Annotated in this window: 17 protein-coding genes; 11 read left to right on the forward strand and 6 right to left on the reverse strand. The window is 70.7% G+C overall.

Annotated features, from left to right (window positions below; translation table 11 throughout):
• The first annotated feature begins 227 nt into the window (after positions 1-227).
• Positions 228-1,199 carry an SMP-30/gluconolactonase/LRE family protein gene (locus FHX42_RS24650; RefSeq protein WP_220480850.1) on the forward strand — a complete coding sequence of 324 codons (972 nt, stop codon included), beginning with the start codon at positions 228-230 and terminating at the stop codon, positions 1,197-1,199.
• Positions 1,200-1,210: 11 nt separating this feature from the next.
• Here FHX42_RS24650 and FHX42_RS24655 read toward each other — a convergent pair whose 3' ends face one another.
• Positions 1,211-1,801 carry a TetR/AcrR family transcriptional regulator gene (locus FHX42_RS24655; RefSeq protein WP_182546861.1) on the reverse strand — a complete coding sequence of 197 codons (591 nt, stop codon included), beginning with the start codon at positions 1,799-1,801 and terminating at the stop codon, positions 1,211-1,213.
• A gap of 414 nt (positions 1,802-2,215) precedes the next feature.
• On the opposite strand from FHX42_RS24655, the gene FHX42_RS24660 reads away from it, so the two are divergent.
• The gene (locus FHX42_RS24660; protein ID WP_182546862.1) at positions 2,216-2,509 is read left to right on the forward strand and encodes a hypothetical protein; all 294 of its coding nucleotides are present in this window, start codon (positions 2,216-2,218) and stop codon (positions 2,507-2,509) included.
• Between the two features lie 6 nt (positions 2,510-2,515).
• Here the strand turns inward: FHX42_RS24660 and FHX42_RS24665 are convergent, their stop codons facing one another.
• Entirely contained in the window at positions 2,516-4,489 is a 1,974-nt protein-coding gene (locus FHX42_RS24665; protein WP_182546863.1) for an acyl-CoA dehydrogenase family protein, read from the reverse strand.
• 257 nt (positions 4,490-4,746) lie between these two features.
• Positions 4,747-6,204, reverse strand: coding sequence for an aldehyde dehydrogenase family protein (locus tag FHX42_RS24670; RefSeq protein WP_182546864.1), 1,458 nt, complete (start codon positions 6,202-6,204; stop codon positions 4,747-4,749).
• Between the two features lie 871 nt (positions 6,205-7,075).
• Between FHX42_RS24670 and FHX42_RS24675 the strand changes: the two genes are divergently transcribed.
• From FHX42_RS24675 to FHX42_RS24695, 5 genes are all read left to right on the forward strand, one after another.
• Positions 7,076-7,279 carry a cold-shock protein gene (locus FHX42_RS24675; RefSeq protein ID WP_182546865.1) on the forward strand — a complete coding sequence of 68 codons (204 nt, stop codon included), beginning with the start codon at positions 7,076-7,078 and terminating at the stop codon, positions 7,277-7,279.
• Positions 7,280-7,830: 551 nt separating this feature from the next.
• Positions 7,831-8,124, forward strand: a complete 294-nt coding sequence (locus FHX42_RS24680) for a hypothetical protein (RefSeq protein ID WP_182546866.1) — start codon at positions 7,831-7,833, stop codon at positions 8,122-8,124.
• Positions 8,121-9,113, forward strand: a complete 993-nt coding sequence (locus FHX42_RS24685; RefSeq protein ID WP_182546867.1) for a hypothetical protein — start codon at positions 8,121-8,123, stop codon at positions 9,111-9,113. Before FHX42_RS24680 ends, FHX42_RS24685 begins: the two co-directional genes overlap by 4 nt.
• Positions 9,114-9,190: 77 nt before the next feature.
• On the forward strand, positions 9,191-10,717 hold the full coding sequence (locus FHX42_RS24690; RefSeq protein WP_182546868.1) for a hypothetical protein: 1,527 nt from the start codon (positions 9,191-9,193) through the stop codon (positions 10,715-10,717).
• 92 nt (positions 10,718-10,809) lie between these two features.
• Entirely contained in the window at positions 10,810-11,700 is an 891-nt protein-coding gene (locus tag FHX42_RS24695) for a serine hydrolase (RefSeq protein ID WP_182546869.1), read from the forward strand.
• Positions 11,701-11,758: 58 nt separating this feature from the next.
• On the opposite strand, the gene leuS is transcribed toward FHX42_RS24695, so the two are convergent.
• Positions 11,759-14,665: a leucine--tRNA ligase gene (gene leuS, locus FHX42_RS24700; RefSeq protein WP_182546870.1), complete on the reverse strand. Its 2,907-nt coding sequence runs from the start codon at positions 14,663-14,665 to the stop codon at positions 11,759-11,761.
• 397 nt (positions 14,666-15,062) lie between these two features.
• Here leuS and FHX42_RS24705 point away from each other — a divergent pair, with 397 nt between their 5' ends.
• Complete coding sequence (locus tag FHX42_RS24705) at positions 15,063-15,482, forward strand: SdpI family protein (protein WP_182546871.1); 420 nt, start codon at positions 15,063-15,065, stop codon at positions 15,480-15,482.
• A 25-nt stretch (positions 15,483-15,507) separates the two neighbouring features.
• Here FHX42_RS24705 and FHX42_RS24710 read toward each other — a convergent pair whose 3' ends face one another.
• Together FHX42_RS24710 and FHX42_RS24715 are read right to left on the reverse strand one after the other, a co-directional pair.
• A complete protein-coding gene (locus FHX42_RS24710; protein ID WP_182546872.1) occupies positions 15,508-16,080 on the reverse strand; it encodes a YqgE/AlgH family protein in 573 nt (190 codons plus the stop codon).
• A gap of 144 nt (positions 16,081-16,224) precedes the next feature.
• On the reverse strand, positions 16,225-17,643 hold the full coding sequence (locus FHX42_RS24715; RefSeq protein WP_328796733.1) for a CCA tRNA nucleotidyltransferase: 1,419 nt from the start codon (positions 17,641-17,643) through the stop codon (positions 16,225-16,227).
• Between the two features lie 201 nt (positions 17,644-17,844).
• On the opposite strand from FHX42_RS24715, the gene FHX42_RS24720 reads away from it, so the two are divergent.
• Genes FHX42_RS24720 through murJ form a run of 3 tightly spaced genes read left to right on the forward strand, consistent with a single transcriptional unit; the run spans position 17,845 to position 22,508 of the window.
• Positions 17,845-18,375: an NUDIX hydrolase gene (locus FHX42_RS24720; RefSeq protein ID WP_182546874.1), complete on the forward strand. Its 531-nt coding sequence runs from the start codon at positions 17,845-17,847 to the stop codon at positions 18,373-18,375.
• A complete protein-coding gene (locus FHX42_RS24725; RefSeq protein WP_182546875.1) occupies positions 18,372-20,672 on the forward strand; it encodes a DUF6049 family protein in 2,301 nt (766 codons plus the stop codon). Before FHX42_RS24720 ends, FHX42_RS24725 begins: the two co-directional genes overlap by 4 nt.
• A gap of 30 nt (positions 20,673-20,702) precedes the next feature.
• Positions 20,703-22,508, forward strand: a complete 1,806-nt coding sequence (gene murJ / locus FHX42_RS24730) for a murein biosynthesis integral membrane protein MurJ (protein ID WP_328796724.1) — start codon at positions 20,703-20,705, stop codon at positions 22,506-22,508.
• Positions 22,509-22,556: the final 48 nt, after the last annotated feature.

Here is a 22,556-nt window from a genome sequence, read left to right on the forward strand (position 1 = left end):
GGCCGCCCCGAGGTGAGCGGCGTCCGCTACGATAACAACAACCGGACAAGGTTGTCCGGTTTCGTCGCGAGTGAAATGTGCCATTCGTGCGGACCCTTCCGCGCTCCTGCACGGACCACGCGAATCTCTCGGCCGGCAGCACCCCACACAGCAGAGAGGAACAGCGATCCCCATGCGACGCCCCCCCCCCGGTCCGATCCCTCGCCGCGCTCGCCACCGTCGGCGCGTTGGCCCTCACCGGATGCAGTACGGGCACGGGCGAGGTCGCCGGTGACAAGGCGGTCGCCACCGGCGCGGGCAGGACCATCCGCGCCCACGAGGTCATGCAGTTGACGGAGACGCACGACAAGACCGGGATGACCCTGCTCGAGGGGCCGACCTTCGGCGAGAACGGCGGCCTGTTCGTCGTCGACGCCACCGCACCCGCGGGCGAGCCGAAGGTGATGCGCGTCGACGTGGAGAAGGGGACTTCACGGCCGGTCCACACGGATGACCGAGGGGCTTACACCTCGGCGCAGTTCAGTCCGCACGACGGACGGCTCTATCTGACCGACTACGCCCACGGCGAGGTCGTGAGTCTGGCCCCGGACGGCAGCGATCCGCGGACCTTCTTCTCCGGCGAGGTCGTCGGAGCGCGGATGCACCCCGACGACATCGCCTTCGACGAGCGGGGCGACTTGTACGTCAGCGACTCACGCGGCCTGTCCGAGGGCGATGCGCACGGCCGGGTGGTGCGCATCGAGCGCGACGGCGAGAAGGCCACCGTCCTCGCCGACAAGCTGGCCGCGACGAACGGGATCTCGTTCGACGCGGACTACCGCGGGCTCTGGATCAGCGAGCTCACGCGGAACCGGATCTCCTACCTGCGCCTCGACGAGATGGGAGGGGCGGCTTCCCACCACACCGCCGTCCGCGTCGACGGCGGGATCGCCCGGACCGACTCGATCGCCGTGGACGCGGACGGCAACCTCTACCAGGCACTGCACGGCCGACCCGCGATGGCCGTCTACGACCGGCACGGCGAGCGCCTGGCGACGGTCGAGGTCCCCGCCCGGACCGAGGGCCTCGAGTCGGCGACGAACGTGGCGATCACCCCCGGCGGGACCACGGCGTACGTGACCGTCAGCGGGCCCTCAGGGGGGTACGTGTACACCTTCGACGCGCTGGCGGAGGGCATCCGGCAGTCCAACGGCGGCTGACCCTCCTGCACTCACCCGTCGAACGGCCGCACCGGCCCCACCTCGACGCCGAGCAGCCGCCACGCCGCCACGACTCGGCGTTCCCGCTCCTCCCGCGTGGGGCCGCTGGCGGCGCCGGAGACCATGGCGACGGCGAGCATGAGGTCGTTCACCGCACCCAGTCGGTGCTCCTCCGGCAGGCGTTCCCGCAGGGCGCGTTCGACCCGCTCGGACAGGGTCAGTGCGTGGGCGAGAACGTCCGGGCGTCCGTCGGCGCGGTGAGCGTGCAACAGACCGAGGAAGGCCGCCGACTCCGTCAGATGCCAGGTGAGCACACCGAGGACGTCGTCGAAAGTCGTGGCCTCGGCCGCGGCCACCTGTTCGATCTGCCGCACGTTCTCGTCCAGGACCGCCTCCGCCACGGCCGCCCGGTCGGGAAAGTGCCGGTACAGGACGCCCTGCCCGACCCCGGCTCGACGTGCGATCGCGGACAGCGGAGCCTCCAACCCGTACGTCGCGTAGATCTCCCGCGCGGCGGTGAGCAGAGCGGACCGGTTCCGGTCGGCCACCTTCTTCCCCTGATTGGCGGGCCGCCGCTCGTCGGACACAGAGGGCTCCGTCATACCGAGAGGATACCGGCCGACCGGCAGGCCGAGCTGTCAGTCGTCGAAGCTGTCTCGCCACCGGCCGGTCGGCCATGATGCGGTTCAAGCTCGCGACGGTGATCGCGCGCCCGGCCGTCGACGCGCGCACTCGAACGGAGCCCGCAGCACCCGAGGAGCACGTCGGGCGTCACCGGCTCCCCGCATCACACCCCGACCACGGCGCGCTCGATCTTCCGGAAGAGGGACCGGCCCCGTGTCGCCCCGCGAAACCCCGGCTCCCCCGTGGACACGTGGTGGACGCGTCGTTTCGGCGCTCTCGCCGCCGAGACGACGCGTTCACCCAGCATCGCTGAAGATCATCGGGCGACGTCCGCCGTGCGCTGAGATCATCCGGGCAGAGGTTGAGACTGGCATTTCCGACAGGAGGACGCCGTGTTCGACACCGCCCACGCCCAGATCCTGGGGTCCCTGGCCGTTTCCGGCACCTCCGTGCTGGTCGTCGCCACCGCCCTCGTCGCCTTCGGGTACGTGCGCGACTGCTCCGGACAGCACGCGGGAGCGGGTCCCGGCGCCACCACGGTCGCCCACATCCAGGCGGCGCTGGCCGCCGAGACCGCTCGGGGCTCCACTCCGCCGAAAGCAGTCGCGCACCACCCCGGGCGTCACCGGAGTTCGGCGTACCAGTACCCCGTCCTCCAGCTCGGTCTCCGTCCGGCGACGCCCTGAGCGGCCCTACCGCTGTGCGGCGTCGTGGGCGCGCTGCCGGTCCTGGCGTGCGGCCTCGGCACCGGTGGCGATCGGCGCGGTGACCCACTGACGCGGAGTGCCGAACGCCTGCGCCAGACCGACCGCGTGCGGGCGAAGTGTGCGGCACAGGTCGTTGACGGCTTCGGTGACGGCCTTCGACCTCCGCGCGGTGATGCGCTCGTGTTCGAGGAACCAGCCCCGGTCCTCCTCGATGTTGGACAGCACGTACAGGTCGCACAGCCGCTCCAGCATCGCGGCGACGTCCGGGTCCGTGCACCGCTCGATGCCCGCGACGAACGCTTCCAGCACTACGCGGTCCACGTGCACGCGCGCCGCGCGCAACACGTGGTCCTGGGCGTTGTTGAACACCTCGAACGGGTCCGAGTCACCACCGCTGGCCCGTCGCAGGCGCCGGGCCACCGCGTCGAGCACGTGCTTCTCGCGGTCCTCGAACATCCGCAGCTGCCAGCCCCGGTCGAACAGCACGTCCTCGTCGTCGCGTCCCGGAGCGGCGTCGACCAGCCGCTGCACCAGCGAGCGCGCGGCCGTGTGCTCGATGACCGTGCCGACGAACTGGTCGGCCACGTAGCGGGCCATGCCCAGCGTGCCGATGTCGTCGAACTGGTCCTTGTAGTTGGTCAGCAGCCCCTTGGCCACCAGTTGCAGCAGGACCGTGTTGTCGCCCTCGAAGGTGGTGAACACGTCGGTGTCGGCCTTGATCCGGGGGAGCTGGTTCTCCGAGAGGTAACCCGCTCCGCCGCAGGCTTCCCTCGCGGCCTGGATGGTCCGCGTGGCGTGCCAGGTCGACATCGCCTTGATCCCGGCCGCGCGTGACTCCAGCTCGCGCTGGGCACGGTCGTCACGCTGCTCGGACTCGTGCAGGTCGTGCAGCGTGGAGACCAGCTCCTCCTGCGCGAAGTGCAGCGCGAACGTCTTGGCCAGCGCGGGCAGTAGCTTGCGCTGGTGGCCGAGGTAGTCGAGCACGGCCGTTTCGTCGCCGGTACCGGGTTTCTCGAACTGGCGGCGCGCGTCGCCGTAGCGCAGGGCGATCTCCAGGGCGAGCTTCGTCGCGCTGCCCGCCGTGCCGGCCACGGAGATCCGGCCGCGGATGAGCGTGCCGAGCATGGTGAAGAAGCGCTTGTTCCCCCCCTCGATCGGGCTGCTGTAGGTGCCGTCCGGTTCGACGTCGCCGTAGCGGTTGAGCAGCGCCTCCCGGGGCACGCGCACCTGCTCGAAGGTGATCCGGCCGTTGTCCACACCGTTGAGCCCGGCCTTGTGGCCGCAGTCGGAGATGTGCACGCCCGGCAGGGGAGCACCTTCCTCGTCGCGGATCGGCACCATCAGCGCGTGGACGCCGTAGCCCTCACCGGCGGTGTGGAGCTGCGCGAACACCACCGCCATGCGGCCGTCCCGCGCGGCGTTGCCGATGTACTCCTTGCGCGCCGCTTCGTGCGGAGTGTGGACGACGAACTCCTGCGTCTCCGCGTCGTAGGTCGCGGTCGTCCGCAGGTTCTGCACGTCCGAGCCGTGGCCGGTCTCGGTCATGGCGAAGCAGCCGGGCAGCTCCATGCTCATGATGGGCTTCAGGTACCGGTCGTGGTGGCGCTCGGTGCCCAGGGCGACCACGGCCCCGCCGAACAGGCCCCACTGCACCCCGGCCTTGACCATCAGCGAGAGGTTGCCGGCCAGCATCTCCATCGAGACCACCGAGCCACCGGTGTCCCCCTTGCCGCCCGCCGCGACGGGGAAGCCGTACTCGGTGACTCCGCTGCCGGCGAGCACCTTCAGCTGTTCGAGGACGCGCTCGCGGTGGGATTCGACGTCGAGATCGTCGCCCGGTGGCAGCTCGGTGCTCTCCAGCAACTGCCGCACCTGTTCGCGGACGCCCGCCCAGCGGCCGTCCAGGAGCTCTCGGAGCTTGGCGGCGTCGAAACTCGCCGGGGTCTTCGGGATGTCCATCGGCCCTCCAGTCCACTGCGATGAACCCTGCCACGGGCGAGTCCGTCACCCGGGCCGGTCACTCCCAGCTTAGTTACTCACTGGTAACTTCGCCATGTGACGCTGGTCCCCCCGGTGACCGGTGGTGGCGGCGCCGGTGGATGCGGGTGTGGTGCCCGGTGGGGGTGGCCGCGCCGACCGGTGGCCGCTGCCCGGTTTCGCGCGGAAGCGGGGAACTCCGCGCCGAGGTGCGGCCACCGATTCGGATGGTCACCGCCTCAGAAGGGGTAGCCCGCGTGGTTCTCGCGGAAGGTGACCCAGCGGGTGTCGGTGAAGGACTCGACGCCGTTGCGACCGCCGAAGTGGCCGTATCCGGAGTCGCCCACCCCGCCGAACGGCGCCTGCGGTTCGTCACCGACGGTCTGGTCGTTGACGTGCACCACCCCGGTGTTCAGCCGTCGCGCCACCGCCCAGCCACGCCCGGTGCTCTCGGTGATCACGCCCGCGCTGAGCCCGTACGGCGTGTCGTTGGCGACGGCGATCGCCTCCTCGACGTCCGCGTAGCCCAGCACGGTGCTGACCGGGCCGAAGATCTCCTCGGAGTACAGCCGCTGGTCGGTGTCCACACCGCTGAGCACGGTCGGCGGGTAGCAGGCGCCCTTCGGGCCGCCACCGCCGGTGTGCAGCACCGCGCCCTTGGACACCGCGTCGTCGACCAGACAGGCGACCCGCTCGGCGGACGAGGAGTCGATCAGCGGGCCGACCACGGTGTCGGACTCGGCCGGGTCGCCCTGCTTGAGCCCGGCGACCTTGGCGGCGAAGCGCCGCGCGAACTCCTCGCGCATGCCCCTCGGCACCAGGACGCGGTCCGCCGACATGCAGATCTGCCCGGCGTTCATGAACGCCCCGAAGGTCACCGCGTCGACCGCGTAGTCCAGGTCGGCGTCGTCGAGCACGATCACCGAGTTCTTGCCGCCGAGTTCCAGGACGGCGGGCTTGAGGTGCCTGGCCGCCTCGACGCCGACGGAGCGCCCGACCTCGGTCGACCCGGTGAAGTTGACCCGCCGGACCCGCGGGTCGGCGATCAGGGTGTTGCCCACGGTGGCGGCGTCCTCGCGCGCGTTGGTGACCACGTTGAGCGCACCGGAGGGCAAACCCGCCTCCGTCAGCACCTCGGCGAAGAACAACCCCGCCGTCACCGGGGCGTCCTCGCTGGGTTTGAGCACCACGGTGTTGCCGACCGCCAGCGGCACGGCCAGCGACCGCGCGCCCAGGATCAGTGGCGCGTTCCACGGCGCGAAGGCGGCGACCACGCCCGCAGGCTGCCGCAGCGCGAAGCCCAGTTCACCGGGGGCGTCGCTGGACAGCACCTCGCCACGCGGGGAGGTCACCGTGGCCGCCGCCTCGCGGAACACGTTCGCCGCCAGCGCCACGTTGAACCGCGCCCACGGGGCGGCGGCGCCGACCTCGTCCCGCATCAGCTCGACCGCTTCCTCGGTGCGGCGTTCGAGCACGTCGGCGGCGGCGAGGAACACCTTCCGGCGGGTGAGCGCGCCCGAGCGCGACCACTCCTCGAAGGCCGAGGAGGCCGCGTCCACCGCCCGCGTCGCGTCGGCGGAAGAGGCCGCCGCCACGGTCGCGAACACCTCGCCGGTGTAGGGATTGACGTCCTCGGTCGTGCCGGAGGCGCCGGGGACGGACTCGGCACCGATGAACAGCTCACGATGTTGGGTCACGGACTTCCTTTCGCCGGTGTCGTCCTCGCGGGGGTGAAGACCTCGCGAGGTTCTCCGCGAGAATATTGCGCTCGCCCCGCTCGTCGAGGAAAGCGATGCCCGTGGTTCGCCCGGGCACGCCGAAGTCCCGGCGCGACCAGCACGAGGAGCACTTCGACCGGCTCACCGCCCTGCTCCCCACGAGGGAGGGGTGAGAGACGACCACGGGCCGAGCCGCTCGCAGCCGGGGCTGATTTTCCACGGTCGCCGCTGCGGACATACCACTGCGGGCCTGCTGGAGTTCCCGTCACCGACGGAGAGCGCACAGCGCCGTCAACGACGACTCGGCGCCGCGAGTGAACAAGTGCGGTGACGGCCCCGGGACTCCCCCACCCGGTCTACGAGGCAAGTCCGTCATGCACACCGAACGAGAGGGATCGGCGAGCAGCCCTCGTCAATCCCGGCCCCCGGGGGGCGCTGCGCGGCCCGCAGCGCGGTAAGCAAGACCCCTCGCAGTCCCGGTGCACCGGGACCTTTTCGCTGGGGGAGCATCGACGGGACGGAGGCGGCCCGGTGCCGACGAGAGTTCGACGATCCCGGCCACTGCCGCACCTTCGGTCTCGAAGGCCCGCTCCACGACCGCTCCGGCGCGGACTTCGGCACGTCCGGCCGAGAGCGCCCGCCTCCTGTGGAATCGGGACTCCCGGAGTGTGTAGGGTTGGTGGTGGTCGTTGTATTTCTGGGTTCGTGTTCGTGCACGCTCGCTCAGATGTTGGTGCGAGCGCGCTGCTGTCTTTGGTTGTTGCTGGAGTAGCCGCCGTTCGAGATACCCGGCCCGGGCTCCACGCGGTGTGGACGCCCGTCCTACCCCCCAGCTCCAGAGGAGACAGACATGGCACAGGGAACCGTGAAGTGGTTCAACGCCGAAAAGGGCTTCGGCTTCATCGCTCCGAACGAGGGTGGCCCGGACGTGTTCGTGCACTACTCGGCCATCGACGCCAGTGGCTTCCGCAGCCTCGACGAGAACCAGCAGGTGACCTACGAGGTCACCCAGAGCCCCAAGGGTCCGCAGGCGGAACTCGTCCGCGCGGTCTGAGACCACGCTCGCGGTCGGAGGTTGTCCGGCCTCCACGGTGAGGCCGGGCGACCATCACCCGACAGCGCTCCCGCACCCGCCCTCGCGTGTGTCCGGTGCGGTCGAACCGCGTTGAGCGGGCCCCCTTTTCCGGCGGCAGCTCCGTGCCGAGCGGATCGGCGATCCGCAACCGCTCCACATCGGGCCGTGCAGCACCGGCCGCGTTGAAGCGATGACCGCTGAATCCCACGCCCGGTGCACCCGGTCGCAGAAGCCCGTACCGGTCATCGCCGGCCGCCTCCCCAGCGGACACCTCCGCCCCGTTCACCAGCCCACGGCGGCGCCGATCAGGTTGATGCCGGGCCGATCCGGATCCCCCCATCCGGCCGCCTGCGGTGACGACACCGCGCTCCTCACTCACGCGGACCGAGCCGGCCGCCCCTCGCCGCACAACTGTGGCAAGCGACCGCACCTACCGACACGCGTTCAGCCCCGCCCTCACGCGCTTCCGCCATGACGCCGTGGTCCTTCCGCGGACCAATGGTCGAACGCGGCATCCGAAAGGACATCTCATGACCAGTTCCGCTTCCGCCTCCCCCCGCGCGCACCAGTCCCGCGGCGCGGCGAGCACGCACCGCAAGACCACCGCTCGGAGTGCACTCCAGCGCCTCGATCCCGTGAATCCGCTGGAGTTCGTCGACCCCGACCACACCGACAGCGCTGCCGAGCACCGCCCGCACGCGGACCGCAGTGCCGAGGCCATGCGCCGCCTGCGCACTCCCTTCACGGCGCATCTCGCCGAAGACCCCCAGAGCCGGCAGGAGCCGAACGACAGCGGGGAAGGAGTTCGTGGACTCGCCGCATGACCCGAACGTTCACCTCGCGCCCTCCCCACGCCGCGGTCGAACCGAGGCTGCGCGGGTGGACTCACCTGGGCACGGCCATCGGATTCACCGCCGCCGGCGCGACCGACCGGATCCGGATCCTGTCCGCGGCCACGGCGTCGAAGCTGCCCACCGAAACGGTCTCGGGGCTGCTGCACGACGCGCCCTCGGCGGTGCGCCACCGGGTGTACCGGTCGCTGCGGCGGCACCAGCACCAGCACCATCCACCGGCCGACGAAATGATCGAGCCGGTCCGGCGGTGGTGGGGTGACCGGGAGGCCGCCCGGTTGCTGCCCGGCTGCGCGCCGCACGTGATCACCGCGCTGCTGCCGGAACTGGCCCACGCGGTGACCACCTGGCGCCCGCTGGCCACCCGTCACCCCGGGATCCACGTGAACGAGCTGGAACGCCAACTCGCCGGGCTGCCGGTGATCCAGCACGACGACTGCTGGCGACGGCACGAGGACGCGCTGGCCACCGTCGCGCCGCTCTTCCCGCACCGGTTGCTCGCCCTGCTCGAACGGTTCGCGCCGGCACACCGGTTGCCCCCGTTCGTCCAGCACTCCCGAGCACTGGCCCACGCCGATCCGGGCCGCTACATCCGGCTGCTGATCGACACCGGACGCGTGCCGTGGCTGCGGCGCACGACGCCCGGACGCGGGGTGATCAAGGTGCTGGCCGCGGCCGAGCCGCCGGAGCTGGTCGAACTCGCCAAGCGGGGCAAGCTGCCGTCCGTCCTGGAGGCGCTGCCCCCGTCACGACGAGAGGCGCTGTACGACGCGGTTCACCCGAACGGACCCCGCTTGATCCCCGACAACGACATGAATCTGCCGTTGCTGCCCGCTCCGCGCCGACACCGCGAAGCCCGGCAGCGCATCGAGACGTCCCGCCGCTCCGGGTTCGATGACATCGTGCTCTCGACGGTCTCCCACCTCCCCTTGGACGAAGCGCGGACGGAGCTCGGGCCGTAACGAAGTGGCTGGCCGATCCTCGCGGCCGGGGCGCCCGGGTCGGGGCCGTACTGGCCCTGGACCGTTCGGCCATCGCGGTGGACGCGGTTCAGCGCGCCGTGTTCCTGCGGCGCGGCGACCTCTTCCGCAGCGCGGTGGCCGGTGCCGGCGCGGGGAAGTTCCTGTTCGAGGGTGACTCGCGGACCCCGGTGTGGTCCGAGGGAGTGCGCCGGCTCGCCCCGGCTGACCAACGGCTCCACGCCGACCGGCTCGCGGAGGTCGTCTCCGACGAGGGGGAGCGGACGCACCAGCGGGTGGCCGCACTGCACGCGGTGGCGCGGATACCCGGAACCGGGCGAGAAGTCGTGGCGCGATGGACCGACTCCGAGGACGTGTCGTTGGCCGAAGCGGCCCTCGGTGCTCTGGCGTGGACCGACGAACCCGAAAGCGCCCTGCCGACCCTGCTCGCGCACCGCTCCGACGAGCGTGCTCGCGTGGCGATGACCGCAGCCGCGCGCTGCGCCCGCTCCGTCCGGCCCTCGGAGCTGGCCGAGTCGCTGCGGCGAGCCCTGCCCACGGCGGCGAAGGTCAACGCCCGCAAGCAGCTCCTCCACACCTGCGCCCTGCTGCCACCGGAAACCGCGATGGAGGTGGTTCACACGGTGTGGCAGCGGCCGGAGGAGCACCGGGACGTGCGCGCGTCCTGCGTCAGGGTGGCCCTGCGGATGCCGGGAGCCACGCACGCGTGGTCGATCCTGCGCGAGTCCACCGGCACGGAGCGGGAGGTCACGAAACCGCTCTTCGCCCTCCGACCCGTCGACATCGCGGAGCGGTGCCGGTTGGGCTATGCCGACCTGCTGCTCGCGGCCGTCGAGCGAGCCGACCCCCGCACCTCGCAGGAGGCCGCGCACGCGCTCCCGCAGTGGAGCGCGTTCAACGACGGTGTCGTCCGGTGGCTGGTCGAGACGACCACCGACCTCGACCGGCGCGACTGGGCGAGGGCCATGAGCGCCCTCGTCCGGCTCGTCGCCTCGGGCGAGCAGCAGCCGGCCATGGAAACCACCGTGCGGAGCCTGGCCGCGGCCGTGAACGACGAGAGTCGCGACGCCGACGCCGAGCGGGACGTACCGGCCCGGCAGCGACTGCACGCCCTCGTCCGGGAGTGGGGGAGTTCGGCGCTGCGCGTCAGCGTGTCACCGCGTCCGGTGCTGGTTCGGGGCGGTCGTGTCCTCGTCGAGTCGGATCCCACGCTGCTGCCCCTGGCCGTGGAGGTGCTGGTCCGGCAGGTCCGCACCCGCGACCCGGCTCAAACCCCCGACGACCTGCACGAGATCGCTCGACTGCTCCACGGGCGCCCGGGGCTCGCGGCGACGACGAGCCAGCAGCTGTCCGGCATCGCCGGTCGCGTCGACGACCCCGGCGGGCTGCTGCCCGGCGCGGAGGGACTGGCGACGAGCGGGACACCGGTCGAAGGCAGTTTCGCCGTGGCGCTGTGCGCGGGAGCGGCGCCCCGGCTGCGATGGCCGCGACAGTGGCGTGCGCTGATCAGCCGGCTCCGCGCCCACCCCGACCGGGAGGTCGCCGAGGCCGCCCTGTCCGTGTTCACCACGCGGGAGTACCCGTGATCCGCTGACCAGCGGCGCTCGCGGCGGGGCCGGTCCTACACTGCGAGTACACCCCGAAACCTGTGCTCCTCACGGTGAACTGGGGAACTCCCATGGCACACGGTTCACGTCATCCACTCGTCCGGGTTATGGTACCGGCGCTGTTCGCGGCTCTGCTGGCCACGGCGGTGCTGGGGAACACGGAAACCGCCAAGCGGACGCGGTCCCACCCCCCGATGGAACAACGAGCCGTGGAGAACCGGATCGCCGACGACCCGGCCCCCGATCCGGCGAACGTGACGGCGGCGAACGGGATCGCCACCACCGTGCCCGGCTGGGCGTCCTGGTCGCTGCTCGACCGGCGCACCGGCAGGGTGCTGGGCGGCCCGCGCAGCCACGAACGCACCAACATCGAATCGACGATCAAGGTCTGGCTCGCCGCGGAGATGTTGCGCGAGACCGCCGAGGACGGCGCGATCAGGCCCGGCCCGTCGCAGCGCGCCCGCACCGAACGCATGATCCGGCACAGTTCGGACAGCACGGCCGAGAACGTCTACCTGCGCTTCGGCGGTGACGTCAGCATCCGGCGCATGATCGAGCAGTGCGACCTGCGCGACACCGAGCTCGGCGACCCCGGCTACTGGGCGCGCGTGCAGATGTCGTCGCGGGACACGGTGCGGATGCTGGACTGCGTGCTGCTGTCCGACCGCATCCTGCCGCCGTCCGTGCGGGGGTACCTGCTCGCCGAGATGCGGCGGGTCGACAGGCCGGACGCCTTCGGGATCCAGGACGCCCATCCCGCTGGACCGGGCGTGCGGATCGCGGTGAAGAACGGCTGGACGGCGAACTCCCGGACGGGCCTGTGGAACCTCAACTGCACCGGTGTGTGGGGGCCGGACCAGCGGTGGGTGCTGGCGGTGATGACCCGCTACGACATCAGTCGAGGCCAGCACCACGGCGAGCGGATCTGCACCGAGGTCACCCGCGCCCTCTTCGCCCGGTGAACGGACCGTTCGGGCGGTGGGAGTGCCAGAACGGTCCGTTCACCCTTTGGGAAAAGCCTCAGGCGACGACGTTGACGAGGCGATTGGGCACGACGATGACCTTGCGGGGCTCCTGCCCCTCCAGCGCCCTGACGATCTTGTCGTCGGCCAGTGCCGCCGCGCGGATCTCCTCCTGCTCGGCCGAGGCCGCGACCACCACCCGCGAGCGCACCTTGCCGTTGAACTGGATCGGGTACTCCACGGTGTCCTCGACCAGGTACTGCTCGTCGGCCACCGGGAAGGGATGGTGCACGAGGGTGTCGGAGTACCCCAGCCGGGACCACATCTCCTCGGCCAGGTGCGGCGTCAGCGGCGCCACCATCAGCACCAGCGGCTCCACGACCTCGCGCGGCGTGGTCGACGACGACGCGTAGGTCTTGGTGACCCGGTTGTTCAGCTCGATCAGCTTGGCCACGACGGTGTTGAACCGCAGCGCGTCGTACTCCTCGCGCACCGCCGCGACGGTCTTGTGCAGCGCGCGCAGCAGCTCGGTGTCCGGCTGCTCGTCCTCGGAGACCCGCAGCCCGCCGGTGTCCTCGTCGACGACGTTGCGCCACAACCGCTGCAGGAAGCGGTGCGAGCCCACGACGTCCTTCGTGGCCCACGGCCGCGACGCGTCCAACGGCCCCATCGCCATCTCGTACAGCCGCAGCGTGTCCGCGCCGTAGGAGTCGGCCATCTCGTCCGGCGAGACGGAGTTCTTCAGGCTCTTGCCCATCTTCCCGTACTCGCGGGTGACCTGCTCGCCCTCGTGGAAGTACTTCCCGTCGCTCTCGGCCACCTCCTCGGCGGGCACGTAGACCCCCCGCGAGTCGGTGAAGGCGTACGCCTGGATGTAGCCCTGGTTGTACAGCCTGCGGTACGGCTCCTCGGCGGAGACGTGGCCGAGGTCGTAGAGCACCTTCTGCCAGAACCGCGAGTACAGCAGGTGCAGAACGGCGTGCTCGACGCCGCCGACGTAGAGGTCAAGCCCGCCGGGGTCGTTCGGCCCGTGCTTGGCGGGGTCGGGGCCCATCCAGTAGCGCTCGTTGTCCGGGTCGACGAACGCCTCGTGGTTGTCCGGGTCGATGTAGCGCAGCTGGTACCAGCAGGAACCGGCCCACTGCGGCATCACGTTGGTGTCGCGGTGGTAGTGCTTGAGGCCGTCGCCCAGATCGAGTTCGACCTCGGCCCAGTCGCTCGCCCGCGACAGCGGGGGCTGGGGTTCGCTGGTCGAGTCGTCGGGATCGAACGTGCGGGGCGCGTAGTCGGCGACCTCGGGCAGCTCCACCGGCAGCTGGTCGTCCGGCAGGCCCACCGGCGTGCCCTCCTCGTCGTAGACGATCGGGAACGGCTCGCCCCAGTAGCGCTGGCGGGCGAACAGCCAGTCGCGCAGCTTGTACTGCACGCTGCCCGAGCCGTGACCGCGCTCCTCCAGCCAGGAGGTGATCGCCTTCTTCGCCTCGTCGACCTCGAGACCGTTCAGGTCCAGCCCGGTCACCTCGGAGGAGGAGTTGGTGGCCAGCCCGTCACCGGTGTAGGCCTCGCCCTCGAAGTCGGTCGGCGGCTCGACGGTGCGCACGATCGGCAGCCCGAACTCGCGGGCGAAGTCCCAGTCACGCTGGTCCTGGCCGGGCACGGCCATGATCGCTCCGGTGCCGTACCCCATCAGCACGTAGTCGGCGATGAACACCGGGATCCGCTCGCCGTTGACCGGGTTGACCGCGTGGGCTCCGGTGAACACGCCGGTCTTGTCCTTGTTCTCCTGGCGGTCCAGCTCGGACTTCGTCGACGCGGTGTACCGGTAGTTCGCCACCGCCTCGACGGGCGTGACCGCTCCGAAGGTCCAACGCTCGTCGGTGCCCGCGGGCCACTCGGTGGCGGTGAGCTCGTCGACGAGGGGGTGCTCCGGGGCCAGCACCATGTAGGTCGCGCCGAACAGCGTGTCCGGGCGGGTGGTGAACACCTCGACGTGGTCGGCCGCGCTCTTGCCCCCGGGCCCCTCCAGCTCGAAGCGCACGGTCGCGCCCTGCGACCGTCCGATCCAGTTGCGCTGCATGGTCTTGACCTTCTCCGGCCAGTCCAGCCGCTCCAGGTCGTCGACCAGCCGGTCGGCGTAGGCGGTGATCCGCATCATCCACTGCTTGAGGTGGCGGCGGAACACCGGGAAGTTGCCGCGCTCGCTGAGCCCCTCGGCCGTGACCTCCTCGTTGGCCACCACCGTGCCCAGGCCGGGGCACCAGTTCACCGGTTCCTCGGACAGGTACACCAGGCGGTACGAGTCCAGCAGGCGGCGCTGCTCGGTGGAGCCGAGCTCGGACCAGGGGCGGCCGTCGGGAGTGGCGCGCTCGCCGGAGGCGAACTCCTCGGCCAGCTCTGAGATCGGGCGGGCGCGGCCCTTACCGCCGTCGGCGGCGGTGTCGTACCAGGAGTGGAAGATCCGCAGGAAGATCCACTGGGTCCAGCGGTAGAACTCGACGTCGGTGGTGGCGATCCGGCGGCGCTCGTCGTGGCCCAGCCCGAGGCGGCGGATCTGGCGCAGGTAGCGCTCGATGTTGCTCTCGGTGGTGGTGCGCGGGTGCGTGCCGGTCTGGACCGCGTACTGCTCGGCGGGCAGGCCGAAGGCGTCGAAACCCATCGTGTGCAGCACGTTGCGCCCGAGCATCCGGTGGTAGCGCGCGTAGACGTCGGTGCCGATGAAGCCCAGCGGGTGACCGACGTGCAGGCCGGAACCGGACGGGTAGGGGAACATGTCCTGGAGGAAGAGCTTCTCCGCGCCGGAGACGTCCCCCTGCAGCGAGCCCGCGGGGTTCGGGGCGTGGAAGGAGCCGAGCTCCTCCCAACGCCGCTGCCAGCGTTGCTCGATCTCACCGGCCATGTCCGCGGTGTAGCGGAACGGCGGCGTCTCCTCCGTGTTCCGGGTCGATCCGTCTTCCGGGCCACTCATCGTGTGCGTTCCTCTCTCGTCACCCGAACGCGCCTCGTCCGGCCCCGCCGGTGCGACTGCCTGCAGAAAAGTCGAAACCCCCCAGTCCTCGCGGGACGTGAGGGGTTGCCGCGCCGAGACGTGCCCGCGGGGCCGTTCAGCGCGGCCGCATAAGAAGCAGCCGGGCCGTGCTCACGCCCGCCAGGGTACTCCCGCCTCCGGCGCCACCCGCAGCAGGGAACGATGCCCCGGGCGACATGCGTACCGCAGCGGCGGACCCGGAACCTACGTGATCCACCTTGCACGGTGGAGCGGAGCGAACACGAAGCGGGGTGACCGGGCAGCCGCCCATGAAACGCGGCACATCCGGTGCGGGTCTCCGACGGGTGGGACGCGGGGGCGGGCTTACCCTGGGGTCGTGACGCTCGCTGTCCAGATCACTTGCTGTGCGGTCCTGGTGCTCGGTGGTGCCACCCTGCTGGTCCTCGGCCGACGCGGCTTGCACGGGACGCTGCCGCGCAACCGCTTCGTGGGGGTGCGCACTCCGGCGGCGTTGCGCAACGACGAGGCCTTCGAACTGGGCAACCGGGTCGCGGCACCGGCCATGCTGGCCGGAGGCGCCGTCGGGGTGCTCTCCGGCGCGATGCTGCCGCTGCTGCCGTCTACCTCCAGCGTCGTGATGGTCGCGTTGATCGGTGCGGTGGGGACCTTCGGCCTCATGACAGCAGGCGGCGTCCTGGGCGCCCGCGCCGCGCAGGCCCTGCCCGAGCCCGCGAACCCGTGCGCGGGCTGCGCCGGAAGCTGCGCCCTGGTGAACCAGTCGCCCTGCGGCACCTGAACGCCGCACCTCGGCGACACGATCTTCAGTTGCGCTGGACGTCGCCGGGGTGGGTCGCCAGGAAAGCCAGCGGCGGCCCCTGGCGCCGGAGCACCTTTCCCCAGAGGTCGGCACCGGGAGAGGTGATGACGTCGTCCGGCAGGGCCGGGACGACGTGCCAGTCGCCCCGCTCGATCTCGCCCGTGAGCTGGTCGGCGTCCCAGCCCGCGTAACCGGCGAAGAACCGCATCCCCCTGGCGCGGGCGGCGATCTCGTCGGGGTCGCTGTCGAGGTCGACCAACCCCACCGGCCCCCGGACTCCGACCAGACCGGACACGGAGTCGACGTCCTCGCCGGCGTGCATGGCCGCCAGGCAGATCGCGGTCCGCTGTTCCACCGGCCCTCCGAGGAACAGCGAGCCCGGCTCGCTGGCGTGCTCCCCCCACTGCGGCAGCACGTCGGCCACCGCGACCTCGCTCGGTCGGTTCAGCACGACTCCGAGGGTTCCCTGCGCACGGTGATGGACGACGAAGACCACCGTGCGCCGGAAGTTGTCGTCGAGCAGTTGTGGAGCGGCGACCAGGAGCGTGCCCGGTGTCACATCGGTCTCGGATTCCACCCCGCCATGATCGCACTGTGCGCGCGTGCTCGCGGTGGGGCCGCCGACAACGGCTCGGACACGAGCCGACAACGACCGACGATAATTCTCAGTATTAATAATCGATATTCGTGACCGAGCATTATCGTCGACTGCACGTACCCACTACTCGTCCGAAGCTCGGATTCCCTGCTCACGCGCCCAGAGGTACAGCTCGGAGACGGCCTCGTCGTACTCCATGGGGCCGCGGTCCAGCCGCAGCTCCTTGAGGTGCTTCCACGCGCGACCGACCTCCGGACCCGGACCGATGCCGAGCAGCCGCATGATCTCGTTGCCGTCCAGGTCGGGCCGCACCTTCGCCAGGTCCTCCTCGGCGGCGATGCGGTCGATGCGCTCCTCGAGGTCGTCGTAGGACCGCTGGAGCGCCCTGGCCTTGCGCCGATTCCGCGTCGTGCAGTCCGCACGCACCAACTTGTGCAACCGGGGCAGCAGACGTCCCGCGTCGGTCACGTAGCGCCGCACCGCCGAGTCGCTCCAGTTCCCCTCACCGTAGCCGTGGAACCGCAGGTGCAGATACACCAGGTCCGCGACGTCGTTGATCACGTCCTTGGGGTACCGCAGGGCCCGCAGCCGCTTGCGGGCCATCTTCGCCCCGACCACCTCGTGGTGGTGGAAGCTCACGCCGCCGCCGGACTCGAAGCGGCGCGTGGCGGGCTTGCCGATGTCGTGCAGCAGCGCCGCCAGGCGCAGCACCAGGTCCGGTTCGGCGTCCGGATCGGCCGACCGCTCCAGGTCGATCGCCTGGTCCAGCACCACCAGCGAGTGCCGGTAGACGTCCTTGTGCTGGTGGTGCTCGTCGATCTCCAGCCGCATGGCGGGCAGCTCCGGCAGCACGTGCTCGGCCAGGCCGGTGTCCACCAGCATCTCGACACCCTGCCGCGGGTACGGGCCGCACAGCAGCTTCGACAGCTCCGCCTGCACCCGCTCCGGCGTGATCCGCTCGATCTGGGAGGCCATCTCCGTCATCGCCTCGGTCACCCGCTCCGCGGGCTCGAAACCGAGCTGGGCGACGAAGCGGGCCGCCCGCAGCATCCGCAGCGGGTCGTCGGCGAAGGACTCCTGCGGCGTGGCCGGGGTGTCCAGTCGCCGCCGCAGCAGCGCAGTCATCCCGTCGTACGGGTCGACGAAGGTGCGCTCCGCGATCTCGACGGCCATCGCGTTGACGGTGAAGTCACGGCGCAGCAGGTCGCCCTCGATGGTGTCCCCGAAGGAGACCTCCGGGTTGCGGCCGACCCGGTCGTAGGTGTCGGCCCGCAGGGTGGTGATCTCCACCGTGGTGCCGTGCCGGTAGGCGCCCAGGGTGCCGAACTCGATGCCGGTGTCCCAGATCGTCTCCGCCCAGCCCTCCAGCAGTTCGGTGACGCGCTGGGGGTGGGCGTCGGTGGTGAAGTCGAGGTCGCCGCCGAGACGACCGAGCAGCGCGTCGCGCACGCTGCCACCGACGAGGTAGAGCCGGTGCCCGACCGCGGTGAAGCGCCGGGCCAGTTCCTCGGCCACCGGCGCCACGCGCAGCAGTTCCACCACGGCGTTGCGCTGGGCCTCGCGTTGCTTCTCGGCCTCGGCGCCGGAGAGGGGGGCGTTACCGAACTCACTGCCGGAGGCAGCGGAATCGTGGGTCGCGGGTGACACGGCATACCAGGATATCGGCCGCTCCGCCGACGTGGACGGCGCCGGTTCGAACCGAAACGAGCCCAGGGGGTGCGCGAGCGCATTACCATCGGCGGTATGCCCTCCTCGCCCGGCCGCTCCGGCGGTGCCAAGCCGGGGCGTCGGACCCGGCGCCGGCGGCGCCGGCTCAGGACGGTGAACGAGACCTCGGCGGGTGGACTGGTGGTCGACAGCGGTTACGGTCACGCTGCGATCATCGGCAGACTGGGCCGCAAGGGCCGGCTGTCGTGGTCGTTGCCGAAGGGCCACATCGAGCTCGGCGAGGGCCCGGAGGAGACGGCGGCGCGTGAGGTCGCCGAGGAGACCGGGATCATCGGCCGGGTACTGCGGCCGATCGGAACGATCGACTACTGGTTCGTCGCCGACGACAGACGAGTACACAAGACCGTGCACCACTACCTGCTACGGGCGGTGGACGGAGCACTTTCCGACGAGGACGTGGAGGTCACCGAGGTGGCTTGGGTCCCGCTTGGCGAGCTGGACGAGGTATTGGCCTACACCGACGAACGGCGACTTGTCAGACACGCGCTCTCCCTCCTCGGGCACACCGCCGTGGCGAAGCCGGACGTCGGGACGGAGCAAGGGTGAGGTTCCTACTGTTCGTCGCGGTGACCGTGCTGCTGCTCGGCCTGGCACCGCCGATGACCCCCGAGGCTTCCGCGCAGTCCGGGCGACCGCTCGCCCACCTGGAAGTGACCAAGGTCACCCCCTCGGTCGTGCGAGCCGATTCCCCGCCCGAGGTGACCGTCACGGGAACGCTGACCAACGCCAGCGAACGCGTCATCAACGACCTGGAGATACGACTCCAACGCGGCGCACCGCGAGCCACCGAGGCCAGCGTTCAGCAGGCCATGCGCTCGGAAGCGCCCACCTCCACGCTGACTCCCTTCGCCGATATCGGCGACCGGATCAAGCCCGGTCAACGAGTGCCCTTCACGCTGCGCGTCCCGCTCGCGGGCGGGTCGGAATCCCTGGGGCTCACCCGCACCGGCGTGTACCCGTTGCTGCTCAACGTCAACGGTGAACCGGCCTACGGCAACCGCGCTCGCGTCGCGGAGTCGCGGTTCATGCTGCCGGTCACCACGTTGCCGGGCGCACCGCCCACCACACCGGCGAAGGCCACACCGACCACGATGCTCGTTCCGCTGGTGGGATACCCGCGGATGCGGCAGGAGCAAACGCCGGGCAGCCCGGGAGTGCTGGTCGACGACCGGCTGGCCGAGTCGTTGGCTCCGGGCGGGCGCCTGTACGGACTCGTCCACGCGGTCAACCAGCAGGCCGGCTCCGGATCACCGCTGAACGACGGCCTGTGCTTCGCCGTCGATCCGGACCTGCTGGCCACGGCCACCACGATGCTGGGCGGCTACCGGGTCCGGCAGGACGACGGCTCCACCCGCGCCGGCACCGGCGCGGAGAGCGCGAAGCTGTGGTTGGACGAGCTCAAGAAAGCCACCCGGGACCGGTGCGTGATCGCCCTGCCCTACGCCGACTCCGACATCGTCGCGTTCGGCCGCGCGGGACTGCCGGACCTGATCAGGGGCGCCCTCGACGGCTCCAGGATCGTGCGGCGAACACTCGGCGTGAAACCCCGCACCGACGTGCTGTGGCCGATCGACGGCGCCCTCGACGAGCCCGCCGCCACCCAGCTGGCGGGCATGGGGATCACCACGGCACTGATGCACCCCGACGCGCTGGCCCGGCCCGAGAGCTCCCTCCGGCCGGCACGGATCAGGACCGGGGCCGAGGACTACGCACCCACCGCGCAACCGACCGACCCGCTGTTGGCCAACGCTCTGGATCCCGGGCGCAGGAGCGCCGGCACCTCCGCGCAGCTGTCACCCCGGGGAGACGGGACGCCTTCGGTACAGAACACCCTCGGTGCCCTGACCTTCCGCGCCACCCAGGGCTTCGAGGGCGGTGCGAGGTCGGTCCTGGCGCCGCCGAGGCGCTGGAACCTCGACGGCGAGGAGCTGAGCTCCCTGCTCAGGGGCATGAAGCGGTTGACGAAGGCCGGATACGTCCGACCGACCTCCATACCGCACAGCGACGCGCAGAGCTCCGATGCCGCGCAGAGCTCCGGCGGCACCGCGTCCCAGGGCGACGAGAAGCCCCCGCCCGAGGTGGCGCTGAACTACCCGGTGGACTCGGCCACCGAGGAGATCCGTCAGCCCGTGCTCGACAAGCTCGCCGCGCGCAACTACAAGGTCGGCGACCTCTACCGCTCCTCCGAGAAGGAGCCCGCGGTCAACGTCGATCCCGCCCAGGTCACCACACCGCTGCGCAACGGGCTGCTGCGTGGCGCCTCCAGCGCGTGGCGGGGGGATCCGGCCGCATCCCGGGAGTGGGTCGACAAGGCCGACGACGCGATCGAGAGCGTGCTCTCGCAGGTCCAGGTGGACAAGTTCGCCGGTGACATCACGCTGGCGAACTCCAACAGCCCGATCCCGATCACCGTGCGCAATCAACTGCCGATCACGGTGGGCGTCAACCTGAACGTCTCCGGACCGCCCGGTATCGAGGTCGAGGACCTGGGGCTGCTCAAGATCCCCGCCAAGGGCAGTCGCAACTTCTACCTCCAGACCGACGTCAGACGGGCGGGCAAGTTCAGCGTCGACGTCGCGCTGCGGGCCGCCTACGGCGGTACCCAGCTCGGCCAGGCCCGGCGGCTCCAGCTGAACTCCAACGCCTACGGCGCGATCCCGCTGATAATCACCGGCTCGGCCGCGGCACTGCTGGTGCTGTTGTCGGCGCGCCGCATCGTCGGCCGGTTCAGGAGGGCGAGCGCCAACAAGGCGAACCCACCCCCGGAGAGCACCCCGGAGACCACCACTGAACGTGACCGCGACCCCGACTGGCATCCTGACCAGGGTCATCCGCACGGGTGAGCATGGTTTGGGTAGTGAAGGACTTACGTGGTGAACCGAGACGGGCACACCGGAGGCGGCGGGGCATCCGACGCACACCCGACGGAGCCGATCCAGCGGCCGCGCCCGGGGTCGTCCGCTTGGCGGGCCGAGCTGACCGAACCGATCCCGGCGGTGGCCGAGGCGCCTTCCGAGCAGGAGGAGCAGACCCGGGTCATCACCCCCGTCGGGGGCTCCGACGAAACCGGCGGTAACGCGGGGGGCGGCAAGAAGTCCCTGATCAAGGCTACCGGCTCGATGGCCATCGCCACCCTGATCAGCCGCATCACCGGCTTCGGCTGGAAGCTGGTGCTGGCCTGGATCGTCGGTCTGAGCGTGGTCAACGGCTCGTTCACCGCGGCCAACAACCTTCCGAACATCATCTTCGAGCTGCTCGTCGGCGGGGTGCTGACCAGCGTCATCGTGCCGGTGCTGGTGCGCGCCCAGAAGGAGGACTCCGACGGCGGGCAGGCCTACATCCAGCGGCTGCTGAGCCTGTCGGTCGTGGTGCTGGTCGTGGGCACCGCGCTGGCCGTGATCGCCGCCCCCGTGCTGATCACGCTCTACGTCAGCGACTCCGGCGAGGCCAACCGGGAGCTGGCCACCTCCTTCGCCTACCTGCTGCTGCCGCAGATCTTCTTCTACGGCCTCAACGCCCTGTTCGGCGCGATCCTGCAGTCGCGCCAGATCTTCGGCCCACCGGCGTGGGCACCCGTGGTGCACAACCTGGTCATCTTCGCCACGCTCGGGGTCTACTCCCTGCTCCCCGGCGACAGGAACCCCGATTCGGTGCAGATAACCGACGCCCAACTGCTGACCCTGGGGCTGGGGGTGACCCTCGGCGTCGTGGCCCAGGCGGCGATCCAGCTGCCCGCCCTGCGCCGCGCGGGCTTCCGGCTGCGCTGGCGCTGGGAGTGGGACAGCAGGCTCAACGAGTTCGGCAAGCTGGCCGCGTGGATGGTCTCCTACGTGCTGATCAGCCAGATCGGCCTCATGGCGATCAGCCAGGTCGCCACCACCACCGGCAGCCTGGCCGTCTACAGCAACGCCTGGCTGCTGCTGCAGCTGCCCTACGGCGTCCTCGGGTTCTCGATCATGACGGCGATCCTGCCGCGCATGAGCGCCGCGGCCGCCGACGGGGACGACGCGCGCGTCGTCGAGGACCTCTCGATGGGCAACCGGCTCTCGGCGGTGCTGCTGCTGCCGATCAGCGCGGTCATGACCGCGCTCGGCAGTCAGCTGGGGATCGCGCTGTTCGCCGTCGGAAAGAGCCAGCAGAGCGCCGACCAGCTGGGACTGGCACTGGCGGTCTCGGCCTTCGGGCTGCTGCCGTACGCGATCACGATGATGCAGATGCGGGTGTTCTACGCGATGAAGGACGCCCGCACGCCCACCATGATCATGGTGCTGATGACGGCGGTGAAGGTTCCGCTGGCCTACCTGTGCCCGGTCCTGCTGTCCCCGGAGAACGTGGTGCTGGGGCTGGCCTTCGTCAACTCGCTGTGCTTCGTGCTCGGCTGGGTGGCCGGGGAGGCGCTGCTGCGCCGCAGGCTGGGCTCGCTGAACGAGCGGGACCTCCTGACCACGCTCTCCAAAACGCTGGTGGCCGCGCTGTGCGGCGGGGCGGTGGCCTGGCTGATCAGGATCGGAGTCGACGGACTCGTGCCGGGCCCGGTCGGTACGGGAACCGGGTGGCTGCAACTCGTCTTCGGCGGCACGATAGGACTGGCGGCGGTCTTCGCGGTGATGTGGCTGTTGAAGGTTGCCGAACTGCAACCGGTGATGAGACGACTTGGCGGAGTACTCCGTCGTCGCTGACATCCTCGTCACGTAGTCTCGAGCGGGAAGTCTCTTTTCGTGGGGAGG

The sequence above is a fragment of the Halosaccharopolyspora lacisalsi genome, from assembly GCF_014137975.1.
Taxonomy (GTDB): domain Bacteria; phylum Actinomycetota; class Actinomycetes; order Mycobacteriales; family Pseudonocardiaceae; genus Halosaccharopolyspora; species Halosaccharopolyspora lacisalsi.